The sequence below is a fragment of the Agarilytica rhodophyticola genome (assembly GCF_002157225.2).
In the GTDB taxonomy this organism is placed as follows: domain Bacteria; phylum Pseudomonadota; class Gammaproteobacteria; order Pseudomonadales; family Cellvibrionaceae; genus Agarilytica; species Agarilytica rhodophyticola.
Map to the genome: position 1 here is coordinate 4,003,903 of NZ_CP020038.1, position 15,266 is coordinate 4,019,168.

At 41.5% G+C, this 15,266-nt stretch carries 14 protein-coding genes; 8 read left to right on the forward strand and 6 right to left on the reverse strand.

The window, feature by feature from the left end:
- The first annotated feature begins 73 nt into the window (after window positions 1-73).
- The 3 genes from BVC89_RS16755 to BVC89_RS16765 are packed head-to-tail and all read left to right on the forward strand — an operon-like array spanning window position 74 to window position 3,734.
- On the forward strand, window positions 74-1,321 hold the full coding sequence (locus BVC89_RS16755; protein WP_086932291.1) for an ABC transporter substrate-binding protein: 1,248 nt from the start codon (window positions 74-76) through the stop codon (window positions 1,319-1,321).
- Window positions 1,318-3,015: an ABC transporter permease gene (locus BVC89_RS16760; RefSeq protein ID WP_086932292.1), complete on the forward strand. Its 1,698-nt coding sequence runs from the start codon at window positions 1,318-1,320 to the stop codon at window positions 3,013-3,015. The genes BVC89_RS16755 and BVC89_RS16760 overlap by 4 nt, the downstream gene beginning before the upstream one ends.
- Window positions 3,012-3,734, forward strand: coding sequence for an ATP-binding cassette domain-containing protein (locus BVC89_RS16765; RefSeq protein WP_216824998.1), 723 nt, complete (start codon window positions 3,012-3,014; stop codon window positions 3,732-3,734). The genes BVC89_RS16760 and BVC89_RS16765 overlap by 4 nt, the downstream gene beginning before the upstream one ends.
- On the opposite strand, the gene BVC89_RS16770 is transcribed toward BVC89_RS16765, so the two are convergent.
- Window positions 3,731-4,174, reverse strand: coding sequence for a hypothetical protein (locus BVC89_RS16770; protein WP_086932293.1), 444 nt, complete (start codon window positions 4,172-4,174; stop codon window positions 3,731-3,733). The two genes, BVC89_RS16765 and BVC89_RS16770, sit on opposite strands and share 4 nt — an antisense overlap.
- A 107-nt stretch (window positions 4,175-4,281) precedes the next feature.
- On the reverse strand, window positions 4,282-4,689 hold the full coding sequence (locus BVC89_RS16775) for a RidA family protein (RefSeq protein WP_086932294.1): 408 nt from the start codon (window positions 4,687-4,689) through the stop codon (window positions 4,282-4,284).
- Window positions 4,690-5,024: 335 nt separating this feature from the next.
- Here BVC89_RS16775 and BVC89_RS16780 point away from each other — a divergent pair, with 335 nt between their 5' ends.
- Complete coding sequence (locus BVC89_RS16780; RefSeq protein WP_086932295.1) at window positions 5,025-5,429, forward strand: DUF1801 domain-containing protein; 405 nt, start codon at window positions 5,025-5,027, stop codon at window positions 5,427-5,429.
- A 167-nt stretch (window positions 5,430-5,596) separates the two neighbouring features.
- The gene (locus BVC89_RS16785) at window positions 5,597-6,163 is read left to right on the forward strand and encodes a cytochrome P460 family protein (protein ID WP_086932296.1); all 567 of its coding nucleotides are present in this window, start codon (window positions 5,597-5,599) and stop codon (window positions 6,161-6,163) included.
- A 95-nt stretch (window positions 6,164-6,258) separates the two neighbouring features.
- Here BVC89_RS16785 and BVC89_RS16790 read toward each other — a convergent pair whose 3' ends face one another.
- Entirely contained in the window at window positions 6,259-6,933 is a 675-nt protein-coding gene (locus BVC89_RS16790; protein WP_086932297.1) for a MaoC family dehydratase, read from the reverse strand.
- A 1,028-nt stretch (window positions 6,934-7,961) separates the two neighbouring features.
- Window positions 7,962-8,420: an Lrp/AsnC family transcriptional regulator gene (locus tag BVC89_RS16795; RefSeq protein ID WP_086932298.1), complete on the reverse strand. Its 459-nt coding sequence runs from the start codon at window positions 8,418-8,420 to the stop codon at window positions 7,962-7,964.
- A gap of 222 nt (window positions 8,421-8,642) precedes the next feature.
- On the opposite strand from BVC89_RS16795, the gene BVC89_RS16800 reads away from it, so the two are divergent.
- Window positions 8,643-10,280, forward strand: coding sequence for an aminotransferase class V-fold PLP-dependent enzyme (locus BVC89_RS16800; RefSeq protein ID WP_086932299.1), 1,638 nt, complete (start codon window positions 8,643-8,645; stop codon window positions 10,278-10,280).
- Window positions 10,281-10,466: 186 nt separating this feature from the next.
- Entirely contained in the window at window positions 10,467-11,078 is a 612-nt protein-coding gene (locus tag BVC89_RS16805) for a sugar O-acetyltransferase (RefSeq protein WP_086932300.1), read from the forward strand.
- 370 nt (window positions 11,079-11,448) lie between these two features.
- Here BVC89_RS16805 and BVC89_RS16810 read toward each other — a convergent pair whose 3' ends face one another.
- Window positions 11,449-12,366 (reverse strand): hypothetical protein, encoded by a 918-nt coding sequence (locus BVC89_RS16810; RefSeq protein ID WP_086932301.1) that lies wholly within the window; start codon window positions 12,364-12,366, stop codon window positions 11,449-11,451.
- Between the two features lie 482 nt (window positions 12,367-12,848).
- Here BVC89_RS16810 and BVC89_RS16815 point away from each other — a divergent pair, with 482 nt between their 5' ends.
- The gene (locus tag BVC89_RS16815; RefSeq protein WP_086934654.1) at window positions 12,849-13,412 is read left to right on the forward strand and encodes an NUDIX domain-containing protein; all 564 of its coding nucleotides are present in this window, start codon (window positions 12,849-12,851) and stop codon (window positions 13,410-13,412) included.
- Between the two features lie 128 nt (window positions 13,413-13,540).
- Here the strand turns inward: BVC89_RS16815 and BVC89_RS16820 are convergent, their stop codons facing one another.
- A complete protein-coding gene (locus BVC89_RS16820) occupies window positions 13,541-15,202 on the reverse strand; it encodes an NHL repeat-containing protein (protein WP_086932302.1) in 1,662 nt (553 codons plus the stop codon).
- Window positions 15,203-15,266: the final 64 nt, after the last annotated feature.

Consider the following 15,266-nt stretch of genomic DNA (forward strand, 5'->3'; position numbering starts at 1 on the left):
TAATGTGTTTTTAACTATGCAGATAATCCCTCGTACCGGTTCCTACATTACGTCTTACAGTGTGGCAGTTAGCATGAAAGCGGTCTTACTTTTTTCCCTAGTATTATTGCTAGCCAGTTGCAGTAAAAGCAGCAACGATGATGGCAAAGAAAGAACAGTAGTCAGCCATACGGCGCCGTGGCAAGAGGTAGTGGATACAGCGCGTGGGCAGAGCGTATATTGGAATGCTTGGGCGGGCGATGAAAAAATAAATGCCTATATCCAGTGGGTCGCTGAACAGGTTAACCAACAATATGGCATCACATTAAAGCACGTTAAATTGCAAGATACTGCCGAAGCGGTGAGCCGGATACTGGCAGAAAAATCTGCAGGAAGAATACAGGGAGGCTCGGTAGATTTAATGTGGATCAACGGCGAAAACTTTGCTTCGCTGAAGGAAAACAATATGTTGTTTGGTCCTTTTGTTGAGCAGCTGCCTTCTTCGAAATTTATTGATTTTGCCAACAATCCATCATTAACCACCGACTTCACTATTCCTGTAGAAGGTTTGGAAGCGCCATGGGGTCGATCTTTATTTGTCTTTATCTATGACAGCCAGAGAATTGCTAAGCCTCCACGCACTTATCCGGCGCTACTTGCATGGGCGCAGCAGAACCCGGCAAGGTTTACCTACCCGGCGCCCCCTAACTTTACCGGCTCATCTTTCTTAAAGCAGGCAATGCTCAGTTTAGCTCCAAAAGATATCCAGTTTAGTGAAACACCTGACGATGCAACATTCCAGCGAGCGACGGCACCGCTATTTTCCTACCTGGATAAACTGCATCCACATTTATGGCGCAAAGGTAAAACATTCCCGCGTACTGGACCTGCCCAGCGCCAATTGTTAGCCGATGGTGAACTTGATATTACCTTATCGTTTAACCCATCAGATGCTCTAAGTGCTATTGCTTCAGGTCTATTGCCAGATACAGTGAAAAGCTATGGCCTAGACAGTGGTAGTCTTGGCAATACTCATTTTCTTGCCATTGCGGCCAATGCCAGTGCCAGTGAAGGTGCTCGGGTAGTTATCAACTTTTTATTATCACCCGCGGCGCAGGCACGCAAAGCAGACATTCATGTTTGGGGAGATGCCGCAGTCCTAAGTCTTGAACGTTTAGCGCCGGCAGAGCAAAAACTATTTCGCGATAAAGCAGTAGCGGGCACTCTGGCAACGGTTGAACTTAAAATCAGTGATGGCAGCGACAGCTATGTCTACCAAGAGCCTCACCCCTCATGGTTGCGACAACTTGAAAATCAGTGGGCAAAACGTTACGCCCAATGAGACAGCGCTCAAAGCTATCGTTGCTAACATGTGTTGGCTTATTGTCGATAACGGCCGGCACAGTGATACTAGGTTTGCTGGGTATTTTGGCGCCCGCCTTCGGGCACTTGCCAGCAATCAATAGATTCGGACCCAGCCTGCAAGCATGGCAGCTATTCTTGCAGGCGCCAGGGATAGGGTTTTCGCTATTTCTATCCCTATCAGTGGGCTTGATATCCACGTTTTGTGCCTTTGTAATGTCACAAAGTTTGCTGGCAAGCCTATGGGGCAAAAAGCGTTTTATACACGCCGAAAGTATCAGCCGCTTATTACTGGCGACGCCCCACGTAGCGGTGGCTTTAAGCCTGATCTTTTTACTCTCACCTTCAGGTTTCTTAATGCGCTTGATCAGCCCGGTGGCCAATTTAACCACACCCCTGGATTATCTTTTTCCTGGTGATAGCAATGGCCTGGCGCTTATATTGGGACTTATTTTGAAGGAAACGCCCTTTCTCATAGCAGTCAGTGCCATCGCGGCGCGCGATACGAATCCAAGCCCTATGCTCGCTCAGGCAGCCAGTCTCGGTTATGGACGTATAAAGAGCTGGCTGATGGTTGTTACGCCTCAACTCTATACACGCATTCGCTTGCCTATTTTTGCAGCGTTAGCCTTTGCTACCACAACTATAGAGCAAGCTTTAATTTTAGGCCCTACCATACCTGCCACACTGGCCGTTCGTTTATTACAGTGGTTTAACGATCCAGATCTAGCGGCACGACTCCCACTTGCCGCTGGCGCCATTGCGCTCGCCCTCTGCGTCATCATCGCCTTTGCCCTATGGCGCCTGGGGGAATATGCATGTTCTCATTTAGTACGCTATAGCGCTCTGCGCGGCAAGCGTAATAGTACTCTGCCCGTTATCGCAACAGTATTTGCCCAAGCAACTTCTTTCGTACTGTATTGTACTGTTGTCGCCCTGCTAGGCCTTGGATTAACCGCTTTTATTGAAGGTTGGCGCTTTCCCGATATTTTACCCACCCAATGGACACTCAAGGTCTGGGCCCGTAGTAGTTTCGTCCTACAAGATGTTGCTATCAACACCCTTAGTCTTGGTATAGCTTGCGCTATTATTGCACCGACATTGGCATTAGTTGGTTTGCAAGCGAGTGCCGCCAGGCCGCGCTTTCGCATGCTGCTGAATATCGCCTTATTCTTACCTTTGTTTATACCCGAAGCCACAATTATCTTTGGCCTCAATGTCGCCTGGTCTACTTGGCGGATGGATGGTCAATGGCTAACTGTCTTGTGGGCACACCTTATATATTGCCTACCCTACGCATGGCTAACACTGGCAGGCCCCCATAAGGCCATAGATCCACGGCTATTAATAAGTGCCCGCGTCTTAGGTTTAGGCCCATGGGCGACATTCTTTAGAGTCTCTTTGCCATTGCTCACAGCGCCCATTTTTACTGCCGCAGCTTTATGTGTGTTGATTTCTGTCTCTCTTTACTTGCCAACCTTAGTGGCTTCTGCTGGGCGTCTGCCTACTTTAATCACAGAAAGTATTGCTTTAGCTTCTGGTGGCGATAGAAGAAGTGTGGCTGTGATGATGGTATTGTTGGTGGTATTGCCACTGCTAGTACTTGAAATCGCACACCGTATTCCCAAAATTATTTTTCGCCACAGGCGCGCTCTTTCAGGAAAGTTATCGTGACTGCCATCGACAATCATAGTAGTGCACATGTTAATCATCGAAATAAAAACGATGGTAAAGCCATGAGTAATGTAGGTATTGAAGTTAAACATACTAGTGCGACGATTAATAATCGTGTTCTTTTCGAGGATCTCAGTTTCTGTGTGGCAACAGGAGAAATATTAACGATTATGGGTCCAAGCGGTACAGGGAAATCCACCTTACTTGCTTTTCTGTCGGGAACATTGGCCGATGACGTTCGTGCACAAGGAAAGATCTTTTTACATGGCCAAGATATTACCGAACAACCACCAGAAACGCGAAAGATAGGCGTGTTGTTTCAAGATGCTTTATTGTTTCCCCATCTATCGGTGGGTGAAAATTTAGGTTTTGGACTGACTTCAAAAATTCGAGGATCAGAGCGTAAAGATCGTATCGAAACTGCATTACAAGACGCTGGACTTGCGGGGTACAGCAAAAAAGATCCAGCTACTTTGTCTGGCGGGGAAAGAGCACGGGTGGCATTGATGAGAACTCTGCTGGCCGAGCCAGATGCTATTCTATTAGATGAACCTTTCTCAAAATTGGATACAACACTGCGCCAACAAATGCGTGAATTTACCTTCGCTGAAATTATCGATAGGAATCTTCCTTGTATCATGGTCACCCATGACCAAGAAGATGCCAAAGCGGCTAGTGGAAAAATATTAAACCTTGAAAATTTGAGCCAATCGAACTAAACAGAAAATGATTTGACGGCAGGTGTAATAACAGGTGTTTCAAGGGGCTCTAACATACCCGCTTTAAATAAAATTGCGCACACACAAATAATATATAAGCTTAGGCTCAATAAAATAATTTGGTAGTTGGCAAGTAGTTTAATATTGGCTGCATTGTTAGAAAAAGGCCCATTACGGTTTAGGCGCTGGGCTTGTAATACATACTCATCAAGAGAGGCTCTAAATAAATTGTAGAGTCGTAGCAAGCCTTGCGTGAAAAAGGACAGTACAATAGCAAGTAGTGAACAAAGGATAGTGGCCACTTCCAGCCCGATCGATTGCTGTGCCAGAAGCGCCCAACCAACAATTGTTACGGGTATTAGTACAATTGATTTCCAGTAAAAATGTGATTGTTCATGCAACCTTAGCGTTAGCTCCCACCAATCGGGTTCATCTTTCATACTCTAGCCTTATAATCCTCTACCTCAAATAAACTATAGCCTCTTTATAGATTTCGACCACTCCTGGTTTAGCATTACAACGTTACTTAAGACTTTCTAGTTTTAGACTAATCAGGCAACCTTACCACCAATTCCATCTCTACTTGTAGCTCCGGTGCGGCCAATGCAGCAACACCTACCCCAGTAACACAGGGCTGCGCCCCTTCAAAAGTCGCCAGAAATTCTGGCATCAACAGCTCCAGTCTCTCGGGTGTTAAATCCACCATATATACCCGTGCAATCACTACATCCGCAGGTTTAGCTCCCACAGATTCTAAAGCCGAACGGGCATTTTGAGATACTAGCTTCATCTGCTCAACAATATCGCTCGGTACAGGTTTATCATCAGGCAGCCACGCAACTTGACCAGAGATATAAGCCATACGACCTGGCTCAACTATTGAAATCTGGGAGTACCCCATTTCCTGGGAGTTGGGTAGCGTATTAGGATTAACACGAACAATGGGTACTGACATATTGCGCCTCTTAAAAACAAAAATGTAGTTTATTAAATAAGGCTGAACAATTCAGTTTCAAGCAAGCCACTATCTTGCACCGGAGTCATTTGACTTAAAGTGTCAGACAGCAGTAGCCAAAAGGCTATCGTCGCTAATCTTGTTGAGTATTTAATACTGAATTAAACTGTATAAGTGACATATTTGTATAAGATTCATGGCCGATCATGTAGTGTGTTGTATGTCTTTTATTAACGGTGTCTTTTATTAACTGATAGGAACACCAGTCATAAATAAATATGAGATGTTCTAAAATTAATGATTTGTCTTTTTAAGATAGGTTACAAATACTTATTATGAATGTGAAAGTAGAGGAAAAGTTTGCCGGCTATCCTAAAGGCGCTCAAACTAAGCTGCAAAAGCTACGTAAACTTATTTATAAAGTGGCAGAAGAATGCCAAATTACGGATCTTGAAGAAACCTTAAAATGGGGGGAGCCAAGCTATTTAACAAAATTTGGTAGTACGATTCGTATTGATTGGAAACCTAGCGCACCGAAGCATTATGCCATGTACTTCCACTGCCAAAGCAAACTGGTTGCCACCTTTAAAGAAGTATATCCCCATACCTTTCACTATCAAGGAAACAGGGCTATCGTGCTGGATATAAAGGCCAAGCTTCCCGAAAAAGAACTAAAACACTGTATTACCCTCGCCCTCACCTATCATAAAGTGAAACATTTACCTCTTTTGGGCGCTTAGCAGTAAAATGGCTTCGATAAAGCATATTTTAACCGCGCCACTACAACTACATATTAAAGGCCAATCTGACAAAAAAACTGGACTATCGCACATACCATAAATTTCGATTGTGACTATTCTAGACTCGATTAACATTCCATGATTTAGATGCTTACAGGAGAGAATTAATGCGTGCAAAAATTATTATCAAGAAATTATTGCAATTATCATTGGCGACACTTGCACTACCCATTGCTATATCCACTCATGCGCAAAGTGACCTGTCACAATATGTAAATAAAAAAGGAAATATTAGTTTTCCGCAAGGCTTCCGCTCATCAATGATACATTTAGGCTCATGGTATGTACCTGAAGGTGGTGCCAGCGGCTTCCATGATGTATACACCGAAAAGAAATCGGTTGAGTATTATAAAAAACACGGTAAATTTCCCGATGGTGCCACCATTGTTAAAGAACTGCGCGCATCACTCAGTGGTGATTTCACTACGGGCAAAAATGTCAGCCATGCTACAGGTCAATTGAAGCAATGGTTTGTCATGATAAAGGACAGCAAAAATCGTTTCGACAACAATCCTATATGGGGAGATGGTTGGGGCTGGGCACTATTCAAACCTGATAGCCTTAGTAAAAATGCCGCATCTGACTATAAGAAAGACTGTCAAGGCTGCCATTTACCGGCCAAAGATACAGATTGGCTTTACACCCAAGCCTACCCTATGCTTGAGGAAAAATAGAAAAAAACGGCTAAATTACATTAAATAGAGCATGCCACACTGTGGCATGCGGGTATCACGCGACGTCTAGATATCGTCCAAACTATCGGGCAAAACTAAAAATAAATACGTAGTACAGATTCAACAACGCATGCAATTCGAGTCGAATTTTTCAATTCAATAGAAATATCATTAACTATCTCTACACTGCGCTTAAAGGGGCGAATGGATTTTAGCTTCATTCTCGCCCGAATCTCTGAATTCACTTTCACCGGATGGGGAAACACAACACGGTTGAGACCCGCGTTCACAATGAGCTTAGACTCTGGATAAAGCGAAGCCTGAGAACGAGTGACATCACACAACTCTGGAAGCAGAGAAAGAACAAGGAAACCATGGGCAACAGTGCTTTTAAAAGGAGACTCTGTCTTTGCCCTTACAGGATCCACATGAATCCACTGTTTATCTCCTGTAGCATCGGCAAAACGGTCGATACAGTCCTGATCGATAAGGTGCCATTCACCTAAGTAAGTTTCCTCACCTATGCGACGACGCCAATGGCTATAAAAATCCTTGGTTTTTGGGCAGGTTAGTATTCCATTTTCAGGCCCAATCGTGACCGCTGGGTCAGAAAACAAACTGATTTTTGACAACCATGTCTTGTTAATAGAGCTACTAATCAAGTCTGAAAGAGTTTGCATCTGAGGTTCAACTTTACTTTTCAAATTTGAAGAGTTTATTTGGTCTAAAAACTCTCGCTCCTTTTGCTTCAAATAATCAAAGAAATCCAACGTGCAACACCTCAAAAAATATACAGTTTAAACTTAACGGCGCTATTATCACACAAATGAACCCATTTCAACAGACCCACATCACACAAAACAAGGTTTTCTTTATGGAACATGAACACACTTAGCAAGCGATAGCGTGGATACAACACTGGCTAGCCAGCAGCGAGTCCACCTGAGCGAGTATTGAGATTACACCACCCCCAATCTTGTGCTCTAAAGTATGTTCACTCAACGCTTTCAAATATTAAATAAGACGACACAAAATAAAATCTAATGATTGGTGCTTTATTCTATACGCCTTTTCATAGCTTTTATTATTTCACAACACAATGGTATTTTCAGTCGAATCGATCGTAAAAATGTAATTATAGGGTAAAGGGCTGTCACAAAAAGCAACAGACGCCTTGAATATTTTATGTTTGTTTATATTTAACACCTCTTCACTTCTGTACTGAGATTACTCAAAGCAGATGAGAAATGACAAACACAACTAAAATAAAAGAAGATTTTCTATATTTGTTAACATATTTTCATCTGTTAACCATCACTAGATAATTGGCGGCAGAATTAGTAACAGAAAAACATTTTTTAACAAGAAACTCTCATCAATCCCGATAAGATCATCTACTCTCCATTAATAGTAATAAGAAATTATCTGTCGACATTAAAAATCAAAAAATAAAAGCGCATGGAAATGCTTTATAGCCATTAACTAAAGAAAATAAATAAAGCTCTTAACCAGAAAACTCTATTCATCTATCATTATTAAAACGTCTCAAATAAAACAAGTACTAAATAAAACCAATAATTTTAGCACACCTCAATACGCTAGAAATAATATTGCAAAAATGTCTACATTCTAATACGCAAGTTGTATTGTCACCGTCAGCTTCTGGCAAGTCACAGCAAATATCTACTATCAGTATTGGTGACAGGAATAACGCTAACAATCAACTCAGCCTTTATCGTGATATATAACAACATTGGCCTGTCAATAAAGCATGTTATCTAGAGACTGCCAACAGGCCCTAGATAAAAATGGGCAGCTGTGTAGTTTCTTTCATAGTTTCCATCACAAAGCTGGAACTCACGTCAAATAAGTCTGCGGTAATAAGCCGTTTATAAAGCACATCATAGCCTGCCATATCAGGCACCACCGCTTTTAATAAATAGTCAACATCACCACTCATTCTGTGTGCCTCTAAAACTTGAGGGATATTGCCAATAACTTCGGTGAAGCGCTTCGCCCACTGCTCATTGTGTTGGTTGGTTTTTATCAAAATATATACCGTGAGTGTCAGTTGCAGCGGCTCAGGGTTAAGCAAAGTCACACGTCCACGAATGAAGCCTCCCTGCTCTAGCTTTTGAATACGACGCCAGCAGGCAGACTTAGAAATATTGATCTGCTCAGCAATCTCAGCTACCGATAACAGAGCATTTCTCTGTAATCGCTCTAATATCGACTTATCTTGAAAATCAAGTTTCATGATTTTATTCCACCAGAATATCCATTAGCTATTTATTATTGCACCAAGATATCAATAAGTGAAACAGTAAACCATAATAACATAGAAAATTGAAACATTGTTTCGAAATATAGGCCTTTTATTGTCTAAATGGAGACATCTTTCTAAGCAAAAATGCGTAGACTACTCACATAAGACACCTACTCATACAAAACACCGATACAATTATTCATCGAGGACATCATGAGCGCGTTATTGACAAGCATCAGGCAAGCAGTGATCGGAGAACAAACACAGATAGTAACCCCCTTTGGCAACAAGCCACTCATCTATGCCGATTACACCGCTTCAGGTCGGAGCCTGGATATTATTGAAGATTTTATTCGCCAACGTGTACTACCTTTCTATGCCAATACCCACAGTGAAAGCTCTTATACTGGCGCTCAGACAAATAGTCTGCGAGAGCAGGCTCGTGATGAAATCAAACAAGCTGTTAATGCAAACTCCGATGACTGTGTCATTTTTTGTGGTACAGGTGCTACTGCAGCCATCCATAAGCTAATTGATATTTTAAACCTGCGCTTACCTGCAGATTTAAACGAACGCTATCAATGGCAACAAACAATACCTAGCGAAGAGCGCCCAATAGTTTTTATTGGACCATACGAGCATCACTCTAACGAGCTACCTTGGCGAGAAAGTATCGCTGAAATCATTACCATTCCTTTAACGCAACAAGGTGATATTGACCGAACGATACTGACCCAAAAGCTTGAAAAATACCAAAGCCGCCCTCTTAAAATTGCCAGTTTTTCTGCTGCTTCCAATGTGACAGGCATCAAAACTGACGTGGAAGATATTGCCAAATTATTACAGCAGTATGGATTTTTATCATTTTGGGATTACGCCGCAGCCGCACCCTATGTCGCCATTGATATGGCTCAAAATAAAGATGCCGTCTTTCTATCGCCCCACAAATTTATTGGCGGACCTGGAACACCTGGAATATTAGTGGTGAAGCGCAAGCTATTAACGAATCGTATACCCGCTGTTAGCGGTGGCGGCACGGTTGTATATGTCAGCCCCGAACATCACCGCTATACTAAAGACCTAGAGCGCAAAGAAGAAGCAGGAACACCGGGTATTATTGAGTCTATTCGAGCAGGATTAGTATTTAAACTACAACAGCAAGTAGGCTTAGAAGAAATAGAAAAACGCGAGCACGATTTTATCAACAAAGCATTGCAGGTATGGAGTGAATGTAAAAATATTGAAATTCTAGGCAATACAGAAATGCCAAGGCTAGGTATATTTTCTCTTCGAATCTACCATCAACATCAGGAATTACATTATGGTTTTGTAGTCGCACTACTTAATGATGTGTTTGGGATTCAAGCGAGAGGAGGCTGTTCTTGTGCTGGCCCCTATGGACATGCACTATTGAACCTAAATATGGAAAAAAGTCGCCAAATAGAATCACAGTTACTCAAAGGTCACATGATATTACGCCCCGGCTGGGTACGTTTGAGCTTTAATTATTTTATTGACGATGATACCTTTCACTACCTCGTTAACGCAATAAAACTGATTGCCGAATATGGCTGGCGTCTACTCCCTTATTACCATTATGATCAAACCACTGGTAGCTGGCGCTTTCAGAAACAACCACCGCAATTGGAGACTCAATTAAACGATATAAACTTTTTAGATAATTCCAATGTAGGCATTAAAAAAGAGGCAAAAAACGCTTCAAAAAACTTACAAAACTGCTTGATAGAGGCTAAACAATCACTACTTGGAGATTACCATCACTGTGAAAAATATATTCTTACACTATGTGAAGAAGTTGAAGATTTGAGATGGTTTTATAAATCTGCGTAGAGTGCTTTTAAGCCATCGTTTTCTTCTCTACTATGTCTCTAGATAGTGTTATCACAATAGAGTCTACTGTCATAAAGCTCAGTTTTATAGCAAGGATTAGGTTTATATTGTTACCATGTTATTTAAGAATGAGCTTTAATTAGTTAATACATTGTAGATATTTACGGATATCAATTAGGAGCAGCGATGAGAGCTAAAGAAAAAATGCACAGCCGACAAATCTATTCATGTAATGATCAGGCCTTAGTGGATGAACAAGTGCAATGTCTCGAGATTTTATACGATTTTAATCACACACGACCAAGCGAGATAGCCCGAAGAAAAGAGATTTTGCATCAATTATTAGCTGAGGTAGGTGATAATTGTTATATTGAGCCCCCCCTACGCGCGAATTGGGGTAAACACACTCATTTAGGCCATAATGTTTACGCTAACTTTAACTTAACCTTGGTCGATGATACACATATCTATATTGGTGATTATGTAAAGATTGGCCCCAATGTTACAATAACAACAGCCGGCCACCCGATAGAGCCACAAAGAAGAAAAAATATTGAGCAATTTAATATCCCTATTCATATTGCCGACAATGTGTGGATAGGTGCTAGTTGCGTAATTCTACCTGGTATATCTATTGGCGAAAACTCGGTAATAGGTGCAGGCAGTATAGTAACAAAGAACATACCCAGCAACGTTGTAGCAGTTGGCAACCCTTGCCGCGTTTTAAGGACAATTAGCGAGAGAGACAGAGAATATTATTATAAAGACTACAGATATGATCAAATACCACCACAATAGCCGCTTTTTTTGCTGTTACTTTGAGGCCAAATAATTTTATATCTAGAACAACACCAAAAGAGAAAACGCCACCTACTCATTTAACTTTATCTTCCGCTAAAAAATTCAGCCCTCTTTTGCATGTAAATAAAGTCGTGACTTCATAAGGCAAACTCTTTAATTCTCAAACCTTTGAACTGCATAATTTAGTTTTGCAATAACAGTCATTTCAATTTCTCTATATTCAAGAGTTGGCCACAACAGTTGCAAAACCGGAATCCCTGCAGAGGCACACAATAGCGCGAACAATATTGACTATGAAGGTTTAAACTATTATGCATGTAGGGCTTTATAGAAATAAAGCCCTCTTTACTTGGTGACTGCTGGTTACTTATTGAAAGTCAGGCACGGTGATTCGAGACAGGTTATAACTGCTATATGTATAATCTGTAGATGCTCCTGTTAACTGGGAAATTTGAGCCTGCCCTGCGCTGGTATTATTGTAACGCCAATTAAAATCTGCAACGTCATAGACAGCCGCCCCCGCTTCATTTTCGATAGTAGAGCCTTGACTATATGACGTAAAAACTACCGCTGCAATATCAGTATTATTGGGGTTGTCAATAATCCAATTCACAGGCGAATATGAACTCACAAATAAAATAATGGAGCCCTCATGTTCTGGCAAAGTAATCGTGGCCTCATTAAAACGATTATTTGCTTCATAACCAGCGACATACACAATACGCGTGTCATCATCGACTAACGCTGCCAATTCGTCATACTCCACTAATTTGGAGGTCGTGAGCTTTGGGTAATCCGTAAATGACACGTTAAAAAATGTTGTATGCCAGTGATTGTGATGCTCAATACGCACTCTGTGCACACCTTGTGGCAGGGTCAGGGGAAGGTGCTTATCGCTATTTGCCCAACGGTGTTGTAATGCACCATTGAGGTAGAAACTCACGTCTGACCAGGACAAAGAAAAGTTAGCGTTAATGGTGGCGACAGGATCAAAGACTTCAATATCACCTTCCCAAACACCATTAAAATTATAGGAGTCAATACCATGTAGATCATCCCAACTATAGTTAATGGAAGCGCGAGGGCTTGTTTCTGTGGCGATAAGCGCTGGAGTGATATTAGGGTCTGATCCATTATTGCCTTGCCCAGGTTGCCTACCATCATTTTCTAAGTAATAGCTTGCAGCAAAAGGACGAACCTCAAAATCAGCAGCGAAGGCACCGGAGCCACCTAAAAATACACCACAGAAAAACAACGTTGAAAGAGAGGAGGATTTGATATTCATATAATTTCCTTATGTTATGGAGAGTAATTAAAGAAAAATTAAACACCTAAATTGATCTTTAACTTTTCAGTAAAATCTTTTCCTTAATGCAAACGCATTGTGTTTGCTGAGTTTAATAAAGACACTTTACCCGAAAACACCCTAACCGAAAAAGCTTTACCTCAAAAGAATAACTTTTTCGCTTATCAAATAGATTGGACAATAAGATTTAAGACTATCATATAGTAGATTTCACATGGTGATAATAAATGCCATATTATTTGTAGCTGTTTTTATGTTCTTATGGATACCCAGAAACCATATAGCTTTACGAAAAACTAAAGTATTAAGTACCTTAATCTCTAGTCACAAAAAAACTACAAAATGTCATTAATTGATGAAAATGAATAATAAAAAGATATAGAACAATATACTTTTCATTCTTACTAATGACAAAAGTCATCAGTATTGAATCCGACAAAGGGTGTAACAAAGCTAAAAATATGAAATTAAAAATAGGTGGTTGGGTACAACTTAATCAGAATATTGTGTATGAGAATCCTTGGATAAAAGTATGCCACGATCACGTTGTACGGCCTAATGGTAGCGAAGGTATATATGGCGTTGTAAAACTCAAACTTAGAGGGGTGGGAATAGTACCCATTGATAATTTTGGCAATACGTGGCTAGTTAGGCAAAGCCGATATGCAATCAACAAGAAAACCTGGGAAATTCCCAAAGGTGGCGCAATAGTAGGCGAGTCAGCTATTAATTGTGCACAACGGGAACTAAATGAAGAAGTAGGTATTATTGCTAAAAATTGGCAACTACTATTAGACCTTCACACGTCTACTTCCATTAGCGACGAAAGCTGTTGCGTTTATCTGGCACAAGATATTCATCACGATAAACAATTATTAGATGAAACAGAAGATATTGAAGTTAGGAAAATACCGTTAAGCCTTGCTGTTAAGATGGCCTCGGAAGGTGAGATTTCAGATGCAACCTCTGTGTGTGCACTGTTAAAGGCAGCTAACATTGTTCATGTGGATAAGTTGGCCATATAATCTTTAGGGCCTGCTCACACTAGTTTAATTGGGTGAAATCAGAAACGATGTGTGAAGAGATGTATGGGAAGATGTATGGGAAGAAGCGTGCAAAAAACCACGCTTCTAAAATGAACGGATAGATAGTGTTAACGGTCTTGAAACTTATAGATGGTGGCCGTTGCATCGCCATTCACATATACAGCGCCACGTTTATCCACCTCTACATCATTGATAAGACCAAGGGGCAAGCCATTTGGTAGCGCCGACTGAAATTCTAAGTTATCGAGAAGTGTGGTAATTTCACCACTGTTTAGGTCTATCTGTTTTAGCTTACCACTGCCTCCCTCAACCACAACTAAGCGATTACCGGGACGAATAGCGATACCTTCAGGACCATCAAAAACTGTATCTGTCACAGCTTCGGCAGTCGAAAGTATTTGCCCATCACGAACAACTTGGAATACACGTCCTTGCACCGTATCACTCACATAAAGATTATCACCACTAGATGCGATACCGGCAGGAAATGCCAAACCACTGAAAAGGGTTTTGCGATTATTTAAGCGCTGTCCTGATGCTAAAACAACGCTACCAGTACCCGCCTCTGTTACGGCAACACCACCCATAAAGAGTTCAGCATCAATGGGTAAAGCAAAAGGAGTAAGGTTTTTGGCAGTACGAGTATTTCTATCCCAAATGGCGGCGCTACCTGTTAACGCATCAAGCAGGAGTAAACGTCGATTATCGAGAGCTTCAATAGCAAGCGGCACAAAAGGTAAAGGTCCTATACCAAAAATGCTTCTTACTGTTTCGTAGTTTTGCCCTGAATTTTTATTAAAAGTGCGCAAGGTTTGCAATTCACTGGCAACAACAGTGTTGCCTTGCAACGCAAGACTTAAAGGAATATTCAGTCCACCTGGACTCACCACGCGAAAACCACCATAGGGATAGACTTCGGCAATAAAAGCATCGGCGGAGCTGGAAACATATAAACGGTCATTCATATCAAAAGCCAAGTTATCCAAACCGACTGGAAAACGAGCTAATACCTTGCGTCGACCAGTATTAAGGTCAATACGCACAACTTCTCCAGTGCCCTGGCTTACCCCGTAGAGCTCTCCTTGAGAATTAAATTTTACTGCCGCTGGCACAGGCCAATGAGTAGTTACGTCGGTAATTTCTTTGGTTTCTAAATCAAGTTTGATCACTCGGTTTTCAAACCAGCGGGTAAGATACAGCGAGCCATCCAACCAATCCATCGCATTTGATGCGCAACCTGGGACACCGTCAAGGATCACTGTCGGCGGTGTTAGTCCTAGAGGATCAGCTTCAAAAAGTCCATTAGTCTCAGCAAAACATTGGGCGAAGAAAACTCGACCATCATCGGATATAGTAATAGGATTTGCCGAAGGTATATCTTGCGCAATCGTATTGAACTGGCCTTGTGGCGATAAGCTAAAAACAAAGCCTGCTGCAATATCGGTCCAAAACAATGAACCATCGGCAGCAAAGGCTAAATCATCTGGAAAAAACACGCCTTGCTGAGGGCCAAGACGATTAATTATTTGGCCGCTTTCAGGATTCATAACAGTAATGGATTGGCCAAGGGAACTGGCGATATAAAGCAAGCCATTATTATCAAAGAACAAACCATTAGCACTGCCAACAATGGGAACACCCTGTACAAGCACATTATCGTTTTGTTTCGCTGTACTAGGATGGCCTCTCTGAGTATTAGTCATATCGATAGCATAGGAATTTAACGTAATACCAAACAATAATGTTAAAATATAATAATATCTGCGCATAACTAAGCCTGTTTTGTTGTAATGTCTTATAAATGGTAAAGACTTTCAAACAAGCAAACTAGAT

What these genes read in the sequence shown, in the direction of transcription:
- BVC89_RS16810 (WP_086932301.1), bottom strand. Translation starts at nt 12,366, where the DNA reads ATGAATATCAAATCCTCCTCTCTTTCAACGTTGTTTTTCTGTGGTGTA.
- BVC89_RS16795 (WP_086932298.1), bottom strand. Translation starts at nt 8,420, where the DNA reads ATGAAACTTGATTTTCAAGATAAGTCGATATTAGAGCGATTACAGAGA.
- BVC89_RS16780 (WP_086932295.1), top strand. Translation starts at nt 5,025, where the DNA reads ATGAATGTGAAAGTAGAGGAAAAGTTTGCCGGCTATCCTAAAGGCGCT.
- BVC89_RS16820 (WP_086932302.1), bottom strand. Translation starts at nt 15,202, where the DNA reads ATGCGCAGATATTATTATATTTTAACATTATTGTTTGGTATTACGTTA.
- BVC89_RS16800 (WP_086932299.1), top strand. Translation starts at nt 8,643, where the DNA reads ATGAGCGCGTTATTGACAAGCATCAGGCAAGCAGTGATCGGAGAACAA.
- BVC89_RS16805 (WP_086932300.1), top strand. Translation starts at nt 10,467, where the DNA reads ATGAGAGCTAAAGAAAAAATGCACAGCCGACAAATCTATTCATGTAAT.
- BVC89_RS16770 (WP_086932293.1), bottom strand. Translation starts at nt 4,174, where the DNA reads ATGAAAGATGAACCCGATTGGTGGGAGCTAACGCTAAGGTTGCATGAA.
- BVC89_RS16785 (WP_086932296.1), top strand. Translation starts at nt 5,597, where the DNA reads ATGCGTGCAAAAATTATTATCAAGAAATTATTGCAATTATCATTGGCG.
- BVC89_RS16755 (WP_086932291.1), top strand. Translation starts at nt 74, where the DNA reads ATGAAAGCGGTCTTACTTTTTTCCCTAGTATTATTGCTAGCCAGTTGC.
- BVC89_RS16775 (WP_086932294.1), bottom strand. Translation starts at nt 4,689, where the DNA reads ATGTCAGTACCCATTGTTCGTGTTAATCCTAATACGCTACCCAACTCC.
- BVC89_RS16815 (WP_086934654.1), top strand. Translation starts at nt 12,849, where the DNA reads ATGAAATTAAAAATAGGTGGTTGGGTACAACTTAATCAGAATATTGTG.
- BVC89_RS16760 (WP_086932292.1), top strand. Translation starts at nt 1,318, where the DNA reads ATGAGACAGCGCTCAAAGCTATCGTTGCTAACATGTGTTGGCTTATTG.